16 protein-coding genes and 1 pseudogene are annotated in these 16,584 nt (G+C 30.1%); 12 read left to right on the plus strand and 5 right to left on the minus strand.

All coding sequences use genetic code 11. The features are described from left to right. Nucleotides 1–28: 28 nt before the first annotated feature. The 6 genes and pseudogenes from hpdB to RCG18_RS20035 all read left to right on the plus strand — a co-directional run bounded on the left by hpdB (nucleotide 29) and on the right by RCG18_RS20035 (nucleotide 6,914). Nucleotides 29–2,737, plus strand: coding sequence for a 4-hydroxyphenylacetate decarboxylase large subunit (gene hpdB / locus RCG18_RS20010; RefSeq protein WP_308037787.1), 2,709 nt, complete (start codon nucleotides 29–31; stop codon nucleotides 2,735–2,737). Between the two features lie 4 nt (nucleotides 2,738–2,741). Continuing rightward, the gene (gene hpdC / locus RCG18_RS20015; protein ID WP_308037788.1) at nucleotides 2,742–3,002 is read left to right on the plus strand and encodes a 4-hydroxyphenylacetate decarboxylase small subunit; all 261 of its coding nucleotides are present in this window, start codon (nucleotides 2,742–2,744) and stop codon (nucleotides 3,000–3,002) included. An 11-nt stretch (nucleotides 3,003–3,013) separates the two neighbouring features. Beyond that, nucleotides 3,014–3,952 carry a 4-hydroxyphenylacetate decarboxylase activase gene (gene hpdA, locus RCG18_RS20020; protein ID WP_308037789.1) on the plus strand — a complete coding sequence of 313 codons (939 nt, stop codon included), beginning with the start codon at nucleotides 3,014–3,016 and terminating at the stop codon, nucleotides 3,950–3,952. A gap of 238 nt (nucleotides 3,953–4,190) precedes the next feature. Next, entirely contained in the window at nucleotides 4,191–4,865 is a 675-nt protein-coding gene (locus tag RCG18_RS20025; protein ID WP_308037790.1) for a Crp/Fnr family transcriptional regulator, read from the plus strand. A 101-nt stretch (nucleotides 4,866–4,966) separates the two neighbouring features. After that, nucleotides 4,967–6,348, plus strand: a pseudogene (locus tag RCG18_RS20030) (radical SAM protein). Between the two features lie 254 nt (nucleotides 6,349–6,602). Continuing rightward, nucleotides 6,603–6,914 carry a CC/Se motif family (seleno)protein gene (locus RCG18_RS20035; RefSeq protein WP_308042064.1) on the plus strand — a complete coding sequence of 104 codons (312 nt, stop codon included), beginning with the start codon at nucleotides 6,603–6,605 and terminating at the stop codon, nucleotides 6,912–6,914. Nucleotides 6,915–6,999: 85 nt separating this feature from the next. Here RCG18_RS20035 and RCG18_RS20040 read toward each other — a convergent pair whose 3' ends face one another. The 4 genes from RCG18_RS20040 to RCG18_RS20055 form a co-directional block, all read right to left on the minus strand. After that, complete coding sequence (locus tag RCG18_RS20040) at nucleotides 7,000–8,964, minus strand: FtsX-like permease family protein (protein ID WP_308037791.1); 1,965 nt, start codon at nucleotides 8,962–8,964, stop codon at nucleotides 7,000–7,002. Then, the gene (locus tag RCG18_RS20045) at nucleotides 8,954–9,718 is read right to left on the minus strand and encodes an ABC transporter ATP-binding protein (protein WP_308037792.1); all 765 of its coding nucleotides are present in this window, start codon (nucleotides 9,716–9,718) and stop codon (nucleotides 8,954–8,956) included. Before RCG18_RS20045 ends, RCG18_RS20040 begins: the two co-directional genes overlap by 11 nt. 75 nt (nucleotides 9,719–9,793) lie before the next feature. Further along, on the minus strand, nucleotides 9,794–10,810 hold the full coding sequence (locus RCG18_RS20050; protein ID WP_308037793.1) for a sensor histidine kinase: 1,017 nt from the start codon (nucleotides 10,808–10,810) through the stop codon (nucleotides 9,794–9,796). After that, a complete protein-coding gene (locus RCG18_RS20055; protein ID WP_308037794.1) occupies nucleotides 10,794–11,510 on the minus strand; it encodes a response regulator transcription factor in 717 nt (238 codons plus the stop codon). The genes RCG18_RS20050 and RCG18_RS20055 overlap by 17 nt, the downstream gene beginning before the upstream one ends. 407 nt (nucleotides 11,511–11,917) lie before the next feature. Here RCG18_RS20055 and RCG18_RS20060 point away from each other — a divergent pair, with 407 nt between their 5' ends. After that, nucleotides 11,918–12,115, plus strand: a complete 198-nt coding sequence (locus RCG18_RS20060; RefSeq protein ID WP_308037795.1) for a cold-shock protein — start codon at nucleotides 11,918–11,920, stop codon at nucleotides 12,113–12,115. Nucleotides 12,116–12,345: 230 nt separating this feature from the next. Here RCG18_RS20060 and RCG18_RS20065 read toward each other — a convergent pair whose 3' ends face one another. Continuing rightward, on the minus strand, nucleotides 12,346–12,570 hold the full coding sequence (locus RCG18_RS20065) for a hypothetical protein (protein WP_308037796.1): 225 nt from the start codon (nucleotides 12,568–12,570) through the stop codon (nucleotides 12,346–12,348). 215 nt (nucleotides 12,571–12,785) lie between these two features. Here RCG18_RS20065 and RCG18_RS20070 point away from each other — a divergent pair, with 215 nt between their 5' ends. The 5 genes from RCG18_RS20070 to RCG18_RS20090 all read left to right on the plus strand — a co-directional run bounded on the left by RCG18_RS20070 (nucleotide 12,786) and on the right by RCG18_RS20090 (nucleotide 16,558). After that, entirely contained in the window at nucleotides 12,786–12,926 is a 141-nt protein-coding gene (locus tag RCG18_RS20070) for a hypothetical protein (protein WP_308037797.1), read from the plus strand. 51 nt (nucleotides 12,927–12,977) lie between these two features. After that, the gene (locus RCG18_RS20075; RefSeq protein ID WP_308037798.1) at nucleotides 12,978–13,166 is read left to right on the plus strand and encodes a DUF4250 domain-containing protein; all 189 of its coding nucleotides are present in this window, start codon (nucleotides 12,978–12,980) and stop codon (nucleotides 13,164–13,166) included. Between the two features lie 208 nt (nucleotides 13,167–13,374). Continuing rightward, the gene (locus RCG18_RS20080) at nucleotides 13,375–13,839 is read left to right on the plus strand and encodes a MarR family winged helix-turn-helix transcriptional regulator (RefSeq protein ID WP_308037799.1); all 465 of its coding nucleotides are present in this window, start codon (nucleotides 13,375–13,377) and stop codon (nucleotides 13,837–13,839) included. Continuing rightward, complete coding sequence (locus RCG18_RS20085; RefSeq protein WP_308037800.1) at nucleotides 13,832–15,277, plus strand: MFS transporter; 1,446 nt, start codon at nucleotides 13,832–13,834, stop codon at nucleotides 15,275–15,277. The genes RCG18_RS20080 and RCG18_RS20085 overlap by 8 nt, the downstream gene beginning before the upstream one ends. Before the next feature lie 204 nt (nucleotides 15,278–15,481). Further along, entirely contained in the window at nucleotides 15,482–16,558 is a 1,077-nt protein-coding gene (locus RCG18_RS20090; RefSeq protein ID WP_308037801.1) for a glycosyl hydrolase family 18 protein, read from the plus strand. The last annotated feature ends 26 nt before the right edge of the window (nucleotides 16,559–16,584 follow it).

Below are 16,584 nucleotides of genomic sequence, written 5' to 3' on the forward strand. Positions count from 1 at the left end.
GATTACATATATAGGAGGCATATCTACTATGGACAAAATCAAAGAAGATAAAATTAAAAGCATTTTATCAGCCAAAGGTATAGACATTGATAATAATTCTAATGATAACAGCCACCAAGAAGTAGAAAAAAATCCAACTCCTAGAGCTAATGCTCTACGAGATATTTTTTATAATACTCTTGCTACGGCTGATATGGAATTCCCATACTGGTATAACAGAAAGTGGAGAGAATTAGATGGGGAAGTAACAGTTGTTAGAAGAGCGAAAGCTTTAAAAGAGGCATTTTCTCATCTTACACCAAACATTATACCAGGGGAAAAGTTAGTAATGCAGAAGACTCGTCATTACAGAGGTTCTTTTCCAATGCCATGGCTTAGTGAAAGTTTCTTTGTTGCACAAGGCGATGAAATTTCAAAGGAAGCAAATAAGTCAGTTGGAAGTGCAGCAGACGAATTAAGTCATGTTGGACAAGGTGGCGGAAACGTAACTAAGAGTTTTGGAGAAGTAGTTTCAATTGCCGGCAAGTTTGGAATGAGAAAAGAAGAAATCCCTGCACTTTTAAAAGTTGCAAATGAATGGGTTGGTAAGTCTGTTGAAGATGTTAGTCTTAGATATGAAAAGATGGTACCTGGGTACGATACAAAGGAAAAAATAATGAGAAGCTTAGTATGTATGTTTGACTCAGGTTATACAATACCACAGGGTAGAGAAGTAATAAATTATTATTATCCACTTCAGTACGGTTTTGATAAGCTTAAGGAAATAGCAAAAGAGTGCAGAGATAGAGTTGCAGGAAATGCAGATGGTGATGGTTTAATAGGAATGGACAGACTTTATTTCTATGAAGCTGTTATTCATACTATAGAAGGATTACAACAATGGATTCTTAACTATGCTAAGCATGCAAGATTTTTAGAAGAAATATTAACTAGTGAACAAGAGAAAAAAGAATACAATGATATAGCTGAATGTCTTGAATCTATAGCACATAATCAACCACGTAACTTTAGAGAAGCTCTTCAGTTATCTTATGCACTTCACATTGCTGTATTAAATGAAGATGTTATATCTGGACTATCAATAGGAAAACTTGGACAAGTTTTGTATCCTTGGTATGAGCAGGATATTGCAAGTGGTAAGATAACAAAAGAAGAAGTTCTTGAATTAATGGAGCTTTATAGAATTAAAATAACCTGCATAGATGTTTTTGCTTCAGCAGGAGTTAACGGTGGGGTATTATCAGGTAACACCTTTAATAACTTATCCTTAGGTGGTTTGACAAGAGAAAATCAATCTGCAGCAAATGAACTAGAAATGATAATACTAGAAGCTGGCATGACTTGCAGAACACCACAGCCTACTTTAACAATAATGTATGATGAAAAACTTCCAGAAGAGTTCTTAATAAAGGCCGCAGAATGCTGCAAAACTGGAACTGGATATCCTGCATGGGTTAACAACCGCAACGCAATGGATTTTATGATAAATCAATACGCTGAAGAAGGAATGACTATAGAAGAAGCTAGGTCTGTTGCAATAGGAGGATGTTTGGAAATATCTCCTTGTTGCTGGAAACCATTAACGCTAAATGACAAGGCTTATGACATTCCTGGTGGAGCTGGACAGCCTACTAGTGTTGGAGTCCACTTTGTAGCTAATCCTAAAATTCTTGAATTAGTTTTAACTAACGGAAAAGATCATAGAACTGGAATGCAGGTTTATCCACCTCATAATAAGAAACTTGAGAGCTTTGAAGAGCTGTTTGAAACCTTTAAAGAGTATTATGAAGATACTATACAAATTCTAGCCAAGACAAACAATATCGAACATGACATTTGGAGAAAACAGAATATGGCTGTTATAAACTCCTTCCTTAAACCAGATTCCTTAGATAATGGACAGCATATTGGAAACATGGGATATAGATATAATGCAACATTTAATGTAGAGACCTGTGGAACTGTTACCATGGTTAACTCTTTAGCAGCTTTAAAGAGCTTAGTATATGACAGCAAAAAATATACTCTTGATGAAATGATAGATGGTATTTTAAACAATTTCGGTTACAAGCAGGCAGCTGAAATTGACAACTATTCCTTAGCGGAGCAGATAAAAATTAATGGTATGGATAAATATGATCAAATATATGGAGCTTGCTTAAAGGCACCTAAGTATGGAAACAACGACTTCTATGTTGACAGCATTTTAAAGGAATATGAGGACTGGCTGTCAGTAGCATGTCGCAAAGCCGAATCTTTATACGGAAAGAAAATGTATCCTTGTCAGATATCTGTATCAACTCATGGTCCACAAGGTGCAGCTACTTTGGCAACTTCCGATGGAAGATTAGGTGGAACTACTTATTCAGATGGTTCAGTATCAGCATATCCTGGAACAGATAAGAATGGTTTATATGCATTATTTGAATCAGCTAACATTTGGGATCATACTACATCACAAAATTCTCAAATGAATCTTAAAATTCATCCAGTTGCATTAAAAGGAATGCAGGGTACAAGAAAATTATTAGATTTAACAAGGGCATATATGAGAAGAGGCGGCACTCACGTACAATATAATATTATTGATTCTAAGGTACTTAAATCAGCTCAAAATGAACCAGATGGATATAGAGATTTGTTAGTTCGTGTTGCAGGCTTTACACAGTATTGGTGTGAACTCGGAAAACCTATTCAAGATGAAGTAATATCTAGAACAGAACATGAAGGAGTGTAATGATATGGCATTAAAACATAATGATTGTTTAAATTTTTCTAGTATAGATGCGACTAAAGGAGTTTGCAGATTAACTAAAGCATTAATAAATATAGATGGTGATACCTGTGGAAAATTTCATTTAGCTCCAAAGTGCAATAACTGTGAGCATTTTCATAATGAAGATGAAAAGGGTATGGGAACTTGTAAGGGATTATCTAAAGAAGATTGGGTTTATGGCAACTTAAATGCAATAACTTGTACTGGCCATAAATTTAAAAAATAAGAGGTAAAGCAGTGAATACTAAAGGAATAATATTTGATATACAGAGTTTCTCTGTTCATGACGGCCCTGGCTGTAGAACTACTATTTTTATGAGTGGGTGTCCTCTTAGCTGTAGATGGTGCGCAAACCCTGAAAGCTGGAGTAAAAAATCTCGCATTATGTTTAGTGAAATGTCCTGCAAATATAATAAAGGCTGCACAGTTTGCAGAGATAAATGCACTAAAAATGCTTTGAGTTTTGATGAACAAAATAAGCCAGTTCTAAACTTAGATATTTGCAGCTCCTGCACAACCTTTGAGTGTGCTAAGGCTTGCTATTATAATGCTTTAAAGTCATGTTCAAAGGAATATAGTGTTGATGAATTAATGAATATATTAAAAAGGGATTCAAACAATTGGAGAAGCAATGGGGGAATAACCTTCAGCGGTGGAGAACCTCTCGGACAAAGTGACTTCTTACTTAGGGTTTTAAAGCTATGCAGAGAAAATAGATTCCATACAGCTATTGAAACAAGCGGGTATGCATCAGAAGAAACCTTTTTAGAAGTAATGAAGCACATAGATTTTGCATTTATTGATATCAAACATATGAATAGAGAAGCCCACAGGGAGAAGACTGGAGTTTATAATGACTTAATTCTCAATAATATATCTTCACTTGCAAAATCTAATTGGAATGGACGACTCATTATTAGGATGCCTGTTATCAAGAATTTTAATGATGATGATGAAAATATATTACAGCTAATAAATTTTATGAAGTCCAACAATCTTGTTGAAATAAACATTCTTCCTTTCCATAGGTTAGGAGAGTCAAAATGGACGCAGCTCGGTAAAGAATATGATTATAAAGATAATGGAGATATCAGTTACTCTAGACTAGAAGAAATCCAGGACTTATTTTTAGAAAACAGTATAGCTTGTTATATTGCCCACGACACAATGTTTTAAGTAGAGAACCAAAATCCGTATAGAATACAAATTTTATTAAAACTAGTAACCCTACTATTGGGATTACTAGTTTTAATTTATAATATAGATATCCAACATAGATACTGAAATTATACATAGGGATATGTTTCCAAAGCTAAAAGTTTTTAACGGACTGAAGTTTGGAAACATATCCCGGTGTATAACTTAAACATCAAGGTTGGATATCTATAACTTATTTACAAAGGATGGTTTTGATATGGAGTTAAAGGATATCTGCATTTACAGCTACATAAAGGATTATTTAGATGAAATACCTATTGTAAAATATAAAAAGGGAGAGTACATAACTCATTCTGATGAAAATCTTGAAGAAATTTTTTTTATTTTAGAGGGTAATGTTAAAATAGAAATCGTAACTAAATACGGAAAAAATTTTTTAGTAGATACACTTTCCGAAAACGAATTTGTGGGAAAAATTAGCTATATTTATGAACAAAATTTGTTTTGCGACATTACTTCAACCAGCAATTCTTCTCTGCTGAAGATAAATAAGAACATCTTTAAAAGGTTACAACAAAATTCAGAGTTTCTAAATATATTTTTTTACAAGACAAGCAAAAGAATGTATTATATGTATAAAAAATTGATGATGAAAGATCTTTTTAGATTAGAAGAATTACTTGCTTTTTACATTTTGGAAAATTCTCAAGAGGATATATTTAAATATGATAGCATGTATGGAATTTGCAAAACTTTATCGGTAAGTAGAAAGAATTTATATAACACTATTAATAAGTTCATTGAAAAAGGGTGTATAAAAAAAGATGAAAATTCAATTACTATTTTAGATAAAAATTATCTTTATGAGCTATCTACTTATGTAAGAGAATTTAATAAGAAGGATACACATGGCTTTAAGTTTGATATTTAAGCCTTTAGATTCTCAGCAAATTTAAAAAGACATATGTATAATTTAATAAATTAATTAATAGACATATATAAACAAATTATTTATGACTTAGGGGGAACTGTATGAAAGTAACTGATGTCTTAGAAAAGAAAGCTAAGGATACCCTAGTTAAAGCTGGGGTAGAATTACTGAGTAAGAATCCCGAAAAAAATGTTGATAAATTATTTGACTTGTTCAAAAAGGCAGTCCGCAAAGATGAGGAAAACTTAGACAGACTAAAAGTTGTGGAAGATATGTACAATAATAATATTCCTACCCATGAGTTTATTACTGACATTTTAAAAAACACAGATAAAAAATGCTTAAAAAAGCTGTTCACAAATTTTTTTGCTAATGCAGCATGGTATGGTATGCCTAAAAGAGATAAATATTTTCAGGAAACAGGGACAAAGACACCATTTGTACTTTTGATAAGTCCTTCAATGAGGTGCAATTTAAGGTGTACTGGCTGCTATGCTTCTAGTTATAGTAAAGAAGATGATATACCATATGAAGAAATGGATAGAATTATTAAAGAAGCAAAGGAGTTTGGGATATATTATTTTATAATTTTGGGAGGAGAACCTTTCTTTAATGAATATATGCTAGATATATATAAAAAGCATAAAGACTGCATGTTTACCCCATTTACTAATGGTACATTATTTGATGAAACTTTAGCTGATAAAGTTAAGGAGTTAGGTAATATAATACCGATGTTTTCTCTTGAAGGTTTTGAAGAGGATACCGACAAAAGAAGAGGAAAAGGAGTATTCAAAAAGGTTATGCATGCTATGGAGCTTTTAAAAGAAAGAGGAGTTCTTTTGGAGTTTCATCAGCTACAAGTAGAGAAAATATTGATACTGTAACATCCGATGAGTTTATAGATATGCTTGTGGAAAAAGGAGCAAAAATGGGCTGGTACTTTATGTATATGCCTGTAGGAAAAGACCCAGATATAAATTTAATGCTTACATCTGAACAAAGATTGAAATTAGGGGAAAGAGTTAGAAAACTTAGACAGGATAAACCTTATTTCATGATAGATTTCTTTAATGATGCACCGTATGTTGGAGGATGTATAGCAGGCAAATATTATTGTCATATCAACTCTCATGAAGATGTAGAGCCATGTATTTTTGCACATTTTGCAGTAGATAACTTAAAGAATAAAAAGCTTATAGATGTATTTAAATCAGATTTATTTAAAGAACTGAGAAGTAGGCAGCCTTATAATGAAAATTTATTATTGCCATGTATGATGATAGATAATACTAATGTGGTTAGGGAAGTAGTTGACAAAACAGGTGCAAAACCTACAGATGAAGGCGCAAGGATGATGATAGAGGATAAGGATTTTCAAAGAAAACTAGATGGAATAGCGGAAGATTTTAAACCTTTAGCAGAAAAAGCATGGAGAGAACAATTTGATTGTAAAGGAAATTATAAAATGTCAAAAGGATAAAAGTAGCTCTAGCATATATGTGTTATTCTATTTTAGGTCAGTGAGATATTCTAAAGATAGAATAACATAATATGCTGGGGCTTTTTAAGCTTTTACTAAGGTACTAGGTTCTTATAGAATTTAAAATAAATAACTTAAAAAATTAGAGTTTTATATTAATAGAAAAATGACAGAAAATGCAGAATGTATTATAATATATTTGGTTACTCTAATAAAAAATTTAAGCAAAAGGAGGTGTTATTATTAATATAGAAATTAAAAAAGGTGTTAAAGAGTATTTAAATCGAAAGAATGTTCAAGATATTTATATAGAAATGGACAATAGAGGAGGATGCTGCTCCGGACCAGTTTTTGTTCCTGTAATCAAGTTAGGAGAACCAGAGGAGAGCGAAAATTATGAGCACTTTGTCCAAGATGAGATTACAGTGTATGTCCCTAAAACAATAATGACTGAAGAAAATAAAAATGTTAAAATTAAACTTCGTAACATTTTAGGACATAAGTCTTTAATCGTAAATGGGGTACTTGCATATAAACAAAAAACCTGGCAAAAGAAGAAGTACTAAGAATATAGTTATTAGTTCAAAGTACTTCTTATAAAAAATAGTAGCTCTACCTATATATAGAGCTACTATTTTACGTTTCTTAATTCTATTGTATAAAAAGTTCTTCTAGTATTTCATCACAATAAATTTTTTTGCAGACAAAATAATAAACTATTTGTATAAACAAAAATATTAAGGAAACTATTAAATTAGAATATATAGGATACTTTCTTACATTAGATGCTGCATCTTGGCTAAAAATTATAGTATAGGTAAAGGCCAATATAATCCCGATGACAGGTCCTATAAAAAATAAGGGCTTAAGTTCACTTCCTATTTGCTGTTTTATCTCTTCATCTGAAATTCCTATTTTATACATACTGTTAAACCTCTTTTTATCACTATCAATATCTGATAATAGCTTCAAAAACAACACTATAGCTGTAGCAATAAAAAAGAATAGTCCTAAAGAGCCTGAGGTAAATAGCAATAATTTGGCTGATTGCTTATTATAATTGTAACTGCCAATTTTTGAGGCAATCTCTAGAGGATTTTCATGCTTATTTAAAGTTGAAGGTATTCCTTTTGTATTTTTATTTATTATATCAAGCTCACTTTTTAACTCTTCAACAATAGGTTTTGTAGTTTTCCAATCGTTAAAATTATATAGCTGAAATCTACCAAGTGCACAGATGTTTTTTTGATCTTTAATAAAATTATAATCACTCTCATTTAGAACAATAATGTTAGAGTAACAGTAATTGCTGCTTTTAAATAATGCTTTATAAACAACCTCTTGTTCACATAATTCATATATGCCGCTATTAAGACTGAAATTTAGATTAAAGGTTCCTGTATTATTTTTATCAGTTTCATCTATTTTATCAAACTGGCAAAGAGATATGAACTTACCCTTACCAACCTTTAAATTCGTTTTTCCTAATTTATTTATCTCTTTATCGGTCATAAGTATATAGAGATTTGGCATTTTATTAGTCCCATAATAATATATAAATTCAAGCGTCTTATGTTCTTTTATCTTTTCATTGTTTTTAACTGCTATTCTCTCTACTTTTTCATCAGAAATTATATTTTTATCTTTAATTTCAGCATAAGAAATATCATAAGTATTTGTATATACTGCATTTTTTTCAGCTGTGATACAAAAACTAAGCATAGCTCCTACATAAAATATAACCACTGCAACTAGAATTGAAAGAATAAATATTATTTTTCTAGTTTCCTTAAACTTGCTATTCATATAGGTTATGAATATTAATCTATTATAATAGGCTTTTTTGCTTTTTTGGCAAAGCTTTATTAATATTCCTCCAAATTGGGATATTATCATGTACACGCCTATTGGAATTGATATAGTTGATAATAGTAATGCCTGTCCTTGGTATCTGCCCATAAATTCCAGATACAAAAATATGGACGCACACACAACTATGGCTATTCCAACAATAGCTAATAGGGGATTGCCAACCCTGTTGTTTTGAACTTTTCTATTTTCCTTTAATAGTGTAATTATATCAAATTTATAGGTAGTTGTTATTGTTGTAATTAAGTTAACAAAATATATACCTAAAAATATACTAACTGAAAATATAAAGTTTTTAAAACCTATAGTGTAAGCTATTCCTCTAACTTCTAAAAGCCTTGTTATAACAATAAAAAATAGCCTCGAGAAAACGGCTCCTGTTAAGAGTCCTAATAATATTGCACCTAAAGCTACTATTATATTTTCATAAATGATAATTTTTCTAATATCTTCAGTTGTCATGCCTAGATTCATAAATACACCAAATTCTTTTTTTCTCCACTTTATAAATGAAGAATGGGCATAGCTTATAAAAAATATGCAAAATACTGCTAAGGCTACATTAGGAATAATCAACATCTGCAAAACACCTTTTTCTATTTGGGATGTTGTCCATAGTTTCTCATTAAAAATTAATGCTGAATACATAAAAAACATTGTTACAATGAAGCTATTGCATAAGTAATATATCAAGTATTTTTTTATATTTCCCTTAAAGTTTTTAATCGCTATATCTTTAAATGTCATAGCTGTCACCTCCAAGTACAGCTAAGGAATTAAAGATGCTATCTAAGAATTCTTTTCTTGTACCTTTTTTAATAATTTCTGAGTGTATTTTTCCGTCTTTAATAAATATAATCCTGTTGCAAAAACTGGCGGCAAAAACATCATGGGTTACTACTAATATAGTTGATTGGAGTTCTCTATTCATCTTTTCAAAGCATTCCATAATACCTTTTGAGGACTTTGAATCTAAATTTCCAGTTGGCTCGTCTGCAAAAATTATTGATGGGTCGTTAATAAGTGCTCTACTTACAGCAACTCTCTGCTGTTGTCCTCCTGATATGTTATAAGGATATTTATTTGCTATATTATATATTTCAAAAAGCTTCATAAGCTCTCTAGCTTTCTTTTCTATCTCATCTGAGGGTTTTTTATCTAAAATCATTGGAAGCATTATATTTTCCTTTAAGGTTAAGCTATCTAAAAGGTTAAAATCTTGAAATATATAGCCTATTTCTCTTCTTCTAAATAAAGCAAGCTCTTTTTTGCTCATTTCACATATCAATTTATTATTTATTGTTACTTTTCCTGAGGTTAATCTATCAATACCACTCAATACATTAAGCAGTGTTGTTTTTCCGCTGCCAGACGGACCCATTATACCTACAAACTCTCCGGTATCTATACTAAAAGATATTCCGTTTAATGCCTTTGTTGATTCTTCGCCTCTTTCACTACCATATATCTTTGTTAAATTCTTTGCTTTTAAAATTTCCATAATAATCAGCTCCCTTTCATCTACAATCTTAAGGTTATTTACCACATATAAAAATTTATCTATGTGAAAATAACCTTACAATTTTGAAAGGTATTTAACTGTGAACACCGTACCTATATCAATTTTTGATTCCTCTATATATATTTCATGTCCTAGCTTCAGCGCTATTTCTCTGGCTATATATAAGCCTATTCCAGTGGAGTTCCTTATTTTTCTTCCATTTTCTCCTGTAAAGAAAGGGTCAAATATCTTTTTAAAATCATAACTTGGTATACCAATACCTTCGTCTCTTACAGCTAAAAATACATTATTACCTTTTTTAAAAATATTGAAATATATATTTTTACTTTTCTTTCTTAATGAGCTGTATTTAATTGCATTTATAATTAGTTGTTCTATTATTGCCTTGTTCCATTTTCTATCTGTTATTATACAATTATCTTTTTCCTCACAGTTTAGAATAGGAAACATATCATTATTTATAAATGTGCTTCTATTTGTATTGATTATGTCTTTTAGCTCATCATATAAGTTAATAGTTATAGGTTCAAAATCATTACTAAAACTATCAAGCTTTATATAATTTAAAACTTGCTCTAAGGAAGCACATAAATTGTCATTTTCATATTCTATGTCCTTTAAAACTAATTCTAATTCTTCATTTTTATATTTATTTTTTTCTATTATAAGTCCGATAACAGATATATAGTTTTTAAACTTATGTATTGCACCGCTTAAAAAGTATATTTTATTTTTATAATCACTTAAGAGCTTTTGTTCCTTCTCAGAATATTTTAGGTTAATATGTTCAATTGCTTTGGATACTTCCTTTTGTTCTCTTGTGAATGCTTTTAGTCTGTGATTCCCATCCTGTTGCATTGATATAATGTTTTTATTAAATCCGTAATATCTAAACAAATCAATTATCAGCGCAGCGGAAATAAGAAACACAGTTATTATAAAGGGGTATATAATCTCAACATTTTTACCTACAGTAAAGGTATAAAAGGTTGTTATCAAAGTCGAATTTAGTAACATAAAAAATATGTACAAAAGTTTATCTATAAAAAAGTTCTTAATTGTATTTTTCATCTTCGTCCACCTCTATTAGTACACTATCATCAAAAATATATCCAACACCTCTTTTAGTTTTTATAATATCTTTAATTCCTAACTCTTTAAATATGTTCTTAATTCTAGTTATATTAACCGTCAGTGTGTTCTCATCAACAAATGTATCTTCATTCCAAAGCTCCTGAAACAATTCACCTCTTTTAACTACTCTTCCTGGATTCAGCAAAAACTTATTAATAAGCTTAAACTCGTTTTTAGAAAGTTCAACACTTTTATCTTTAAAATGAATAGTAAAATCCATTTCTTCTAAATACAAGGCTAATCTTTCAATGTCTTTATTAGTAGGAGAATATTCACCATAGGTTCTTCTCAAAACAGCCTTAATTTTTGAATGTAGTATTTCTAACTTAAAGGGCTTGGTTACATAATCATCCGCTCCTAAATCAATAGCTAAGATCTGATCCTTTTCTCCACTTCTAGCTGAGATTATTATTATTGGTATATTAGATTTAGTTCTAATATCTCTGCAGACATAATAACCATCAAAATAAGGTAAATTTATATCTAGTAATACTAATTTGGGTTTTTCTCTATTTATTTCATCTAATATATTAATAAAATCCTTTACTATATATATATCATATCCTCTATCTTCAAAATACTCCTTAACTAATTCACATAACTTAAAATCGTCCTCTATTATACAAAGCTTATCCATATTTCCTCCTAGTACTTGTAATGTATGTTTTAAGTATATCATCTTATTTTTTGTATATGAATCCCTTGAAATAGAAAAAGTTTCAAGTATGACCCCTTTAAAATGAGAATAAGTGTTTGTATAAAGAATGAGAATTACACCAATAATATATATAACAAATGCTTGTTGTAATGAAAGAAAATATATATTAATAGGGCAAAAATATGGAAAATGACTTATTAAAATACTAAAATAGCTTGCTTTTTGTAATAAAAGGTGATATAGTTAAAAGATACTTAAATAAATCGTAATTAATTTAAACATAATATATTTGATTAGTATTTAAATATAGTATTTTGCTATTGAAATTTATTAACAAATTATTACAACGAGTTTAAGAAAAACAAAATTTTGGAGGTACACATAATATGACTGGTACAGTTAAATGGTTTAATGGAGAAAAAGGATTTGGATTTATTACAGGAGAAGATGGAAAAGATGTTTTTGCACATTTTTCTCAAATAAACAAAGATGGATACAAATCACTTGAAGAAGGTCAAAAAGTTTCTTACAACGTAGTTGAAGGACCAAAAGGACCTCAAGCAGAAAATATTACTATTATCTAATTAGTAAATATTTTACCCCTTAAACAATAATATTGTTTAAGGGGTTTTTAGCTGTTTAAGATTATATTTTAAATACTACTTCTATAGTTTTTTAATTCAGCAAGTTCAGCAGATTTTGCAGCGTCTTGATATTCTTTTCTAGCATTTCTTTTAAATGAGACACCCTAGCTTGTAAATGTCCAGTGTCTACTAGGTTTAAATATGAAAATTTATGCATAGAAATAACCATTTTATGTTTCACCTGGGTCGTTGTAATTGGTATCTTGAGGAGTATCTAGGTATTCAGCACCTTCAGGAAGACCAACTACGTAGTGAAAAGCAGTTTCGCTTGGATAGGAAAAATGGTCATAACTATTGCTATATGTGCCGATAAGCATCCAGCCTTGTTCTAATCTTCTATTTACATCACTCATAATGGTTAAATCTTCAACTTTTTTAATGTTTTTTAAATCCATGATAATCACCTCTAGCTAATCTATTTTTATAAGCCTGTATTAACTTTTTTATGGATAATTATAATCTCACTAATTATTGTTAGCATAGTCAGATATTTTATTTAAAAAACATTAAGTTTTTAGAAATTAATTATAATGGTATATATGATGAAAAGTTTACAGGCTATACACCTATTGGTTTTTCTCCAGATGGAAAGTATCTTGTATATCTTTCTTTGGAGCATCTAACGCCTATAGGAACTCTTATAGAGGGGTTTACCAAAGGCAATATTGGTAAAACCTATATTATGGACATTGAAACAGGGAAAAGTACTAGATTCATTGATGCTTCAAAAATTCAATGGGTTATAAATTAAACTTTTTCTGTAAAGATTAGATTAGAAGATTATTGTTTTGAGGTGAAGAAAATGAACAAAGATCAAATGTTATCTATGGATCCATATATGCTGCTAAGTTTTATAAATACTAAGCTGAGAGATGAGTTTGAAAGCATCGAAAGTTTAGCTATCTATTATGATTTAAAAGAGAGGGATATTATAGATAAGCTCAGTGCTGTAGGTTATGAATATGACAGAATTACTAATCAATTTAAATGATGGTGACGAAGAAGGTAAAAAGACCCTAGTTAAGCTAATTTTATGATAAAGAACAATAAAAAAAGATAAAATAAAAAATTATAAAATAACACAACATAGTTGACTAATCAACTATGTTGTGTTATTTTATTTTAGTAAGAAGTTTTGCTTTGCCAGTTATAGAAATCTAAATTAAGGAAACAGTAAAATATAGAATAGGAGAAAACATATGGATAATAAAATAAGACCTTTACTTAAGTTAACAAATAGCATATATAGATGTACACAGGTTTATATTGATAAAAAACTCGAAAAATTTAATCTTACTACAGGAACATATCCTTATTTATTTGTATTAAATAAGAATGAGGGGATAAGTCAAAATGAAATAAGCAGGGAACTTAATGTAGATAAAGCCATGTCCGCGAGAACTGTAAAAAAACTAATAGAACTTGGCTACGTAAGAAAAGAAGAAAATGAAGAGGATGTACGAGCTTATAAGCTTTATATAACAGATAAAGCAAAGAGCATAATTCCTGAAATTACTGAAATTCTTGATGATTTTGCTAATATTTTAGTACAGGGAAATGACAAAGAAGCAATAGAAACTTCTTTGGACTTTTTAGAAAGTGTTTTAGAAAATGGCAAGAGACACAGAAAGAAATGTTGTGAAAGGATGAAAAACATTGAATAAGGTAGAAAATGAAATATATAAAAAAAGATGGATAATTCTATTTACAGTCTTATCTGCAACATTCATGGCCACATTGGATGGTAGTATTGTTAATGTAGCACTGCCGGATATGTCAGATAAATTGAATGTTAGTATGGCGGCTATTGAATGGGTAGTGACTAGTTTCTTAATAGCTATTGCAGCTACAATCTTAATATTTGGAAGACTTGGTGATATAAAAGGAAAGACAAAGGTCTTCAGATTTGGCGTAGTTCTTTTTACTTTAGGTTCATTATTATGCGGATTTACAAATTCGCTGCCAGTACTTGTGGCAGCAAGAGTAATACAAGCTATAGGGGCTGCTGCTACTATGGCTACTAACCAAGGAATTATAACTCAGGTTTTCCATCCAAATGAGAGAGGAAGAGCACTTGGAGTTTTAGGAACTTTCGTTGCTTTAGGTGCTATGGCAGGTCCTCCACTAGGTGGTATGATTGTTTCAGTTGTAAGCTGGAAGTATATATTCTTAATAAACGTACCAATAGGAATAGTTGTTTTTATACTTACATTAAAAGTATTTCCTAAATCAAATACAGTGCTTAACGAAAAACTTGATGTAAAAGGCTCCTTTTTATTTACTGTTTTCACTGTATTATTATTTGGAGCATTAGTTCAAGGTCAAAGCACAGGGTACGGCAATCCAATAATGATTTTAGCTTTTGTTATTGCCTCTATATCCTTTGTAATTTTTATTATTATAGAGAGAAAAATGGAATTACCGCTGCTTCAATTGAAAATTTTTGATAACAGTTTATTTTCAATAAGTATAGTATGCGCGTTTATTTCCTTTATTGCAATTAGTGCATCAAATATAATACTACCTTTTTATTTTCAGGATATCTTAAAGCTTTCTCCAGCGAAAACTGGATTTTTTATGATGGTATCCCCAATTGTCTTAGCGGTAGTAGCTCCTTTTAGTGGTTATTTATCAGATAAGATTGGGTCAGAGATTCTTACAGTAATTGGTCTTTCATTTACAAGTTTAGGATTATTACTTATATCTACTTTAAATGAAAAATCCTCAGTTATTATTTTAATGGTTTATATAGTAATTATGACCATAGGAAATGGAATGTTTCAGTCACCTAATAATTCTCTAATAATGTCTACAGTTCCGAAGGACAAACTTGGTATTGCAGGAAGTGTAAATGCACTTATTAGAAATCTAGGAATGGTTATGGGTACTTCTCTTGCAACTCTTTTACTATACAATAGAATGAGTTACAAGATTGGGTACAGAGTAGTTGACTATATGAAAGGCAGAGAAGATGTATTTATTTATGGAATGAGATATGTATACTTATCTGCAGCAATTATGTGTGTATTTGGAGTTGTTATAACTGCATTGAGATTATATAATAGCAAAAAAGCTGAAAAAGAAAGTGTAGCTTTAAACTAACTCTTAGAATATATAAGTTAACTTTCTAGTTAGTTTATCTATATTTCAAAGGAAGTTTTCAGAAGCTTCATCAATTTTTGCCCATGTATGCTAAAACTTACATTTGAAATTACTTAAGATATTATACATAATGGTTATGTTCCTATTTAAACTGAATGGGTATGAATAGAAGCCTGTTACGTATAAAATCTAGGAGGAAATCTTATGTTTAATAAAAAAAGACTATTACCAGTTATTTTAGCTGGAGTTTCTATTTTTATAATTCTTATTACATCATTTATAGTTTTTCATAAATACAGTAATAAAGAAAATACGACAGTAAAAACATCTACTAATAAAGATAAAACTGTTCTAGCATTTACAACTTACTATTATCCAGAGGATAAATCCTCTTATAATCAAATGGTGCAAAACACTAGTTCAATAAATAATATAGCAACGGATACTTATACTATAGATGCTAAAGGTAACCTATCTGGTAATGTTCCAAAAGAACAAATTACGTACGCTAATAACAATAAAATTAAGCCTTTAGCTATGATAACGAATAAGTTTAATTCTGACTTAGCAAAGACCTTGCTTGAAAGTCCCGCTAATAGAAAACTGTTAATAAATAATATATCGAATACCTTAAAAACAAATAACTATAAAGGCGTAAACATAGATTTTGAAAATGTCTATTACTATGACAGAAACTACTATACAAGTTTTTTAAAGGAACTTTATGGGGAACTTAAGCCAAAAGGTTTTACTGTTACAGCTTCTGTGCCAGCAAAAATTAGTGATGATCCTAAGGCTTCTTGGATTGGTGCGTATGATTATAAAGAAATTGCAAAATATACAGATGAAGTTATATTAATGACTTACGATGAACATTCTCCAGATGGTTCTTCTGGACCTGTTGCTTCAATCAATTGGGTAAAAAGTGTTATTAAATATGCTTCCTCTAATATACCAGCATCTAAAATAGTTTTAGGTGTTGCGAGCTACGGATATGATTGGTCTTCAAAGGGTTCAAAAGCCTATGGTATTGATGCAATATATAAATTAGCAGAAGCTAATAATGCAGAAATTGAATGGAATGATGCCTATAAAAGTCCATTCTTTAAGTATAAAGATAAGTCAGGAGTCAGTCATACTGTATGGTTTGAAAATAGTACAAGCCTTTCTTATAAATTAGATATCGTCAATGATAGCAATTTAGCTGGTATAGCTATCTGGAGACTTGGGCTTGAGAATGAAGAGTATTGGTCAACTATTAAGGCAAAGTTAAATAGATAAGCATACAAAATTAATGAAAGCATAAT

The organism is Clostridium sp. OS1-26 (assembly GCF_030915445.1).
In the GTDB taxonomy this organism is placed as follows: domain Bacteria; phylum Bacillota; class Clostridia; order Clostridiales; family Clostridiaceae; genus Clostridium_AM.

Excerpts from the sequence above, each read along its gene's own strand:
- hpdB (WP_308037787.1), top strand. The coding sequence starts at position 29 with ATGGACAAAATCAAAGAAGATAAAATTAAAAGCATTTTATCAGCCAAA.
- hpdC (WP_308037788.1), top strand. The coding sequence starts at position 2,742 with ATGGCATTAAAACATAATGATTGTTTAAATTTTTCTAGTATAGATGCG.
- RCG18_RS20025 (WP_308037790.1), top strand. The coding sequence starts at position 4,191 with ATGGAGTTAAAGGATATCTGCATTTACAGCTACATAAAGGATTATTTA.
- RCG18_RS20040 (WP_308037791.1), bottom strand. The coding sequence starts at position 8,964 with ATGACATTTAAAGATATAGCGATTAAAAACTTTAAGGGAAATATAAAA.
- RCG18_RS20045 (WP_308037792.1), bottom strand. The coding sequence starts at position 9,718 with ATGGAAATTTTAAAAGCAAAGAATTTAACAAAGATATATGGTAGTGAA.
- RCG18_RS20050 (WP_308037793.1), bottom strand. The coding sequence starts at position 10,810 with ATGAAAAATACAATTAAGAACTTTTTTATAGATAAACTTTTGTACATA.
- RCG18_RS20055 (WP_308037794.1), bottom strand. The coding sequence starts at position 11,510 with ATGGATAAGCTTTGTATAATAGAGGACGATTTTAAGTTATGTGAATTA.
- RCG18_RS20060 (WP_308037795.1), top strand. The coding sequence starts at position 11,918 with ATGACTGGTACAGTTAAATGGTTTAATGGAGAAAAAGGATTTGGATTT.
- RCG18_RS20065 (WP_308037796.1), bottom strand. The coding sequence starts at position 12,570 with ATGGATTTAAAAAACATTAAAAAAGTTGAAGATTTAACCATTATGAGT.
- RCG18_RS20075 (WP_308037798.1), top strand. The coding sequence starts at position 12,978 with ATGAACAAAGATCAAATGTTATCTATGGATCCATATATGCTGCTAAGT.
- RCG18_RS20080 (WP_308037799.1), top strand. The coding sequence starts at position 13,375 with ATGGATAATAAAATAAGACCTTTACTTAAGTTAACAAATAGCATATAT.
- RCG18_RS20090 (WP_308037801.1), top strand. The coding sequence starts at position 15,482 with ATGTTTAATAAAAAAAGACTATTACCAGTTATTTTAGCTGGAGTTTCT.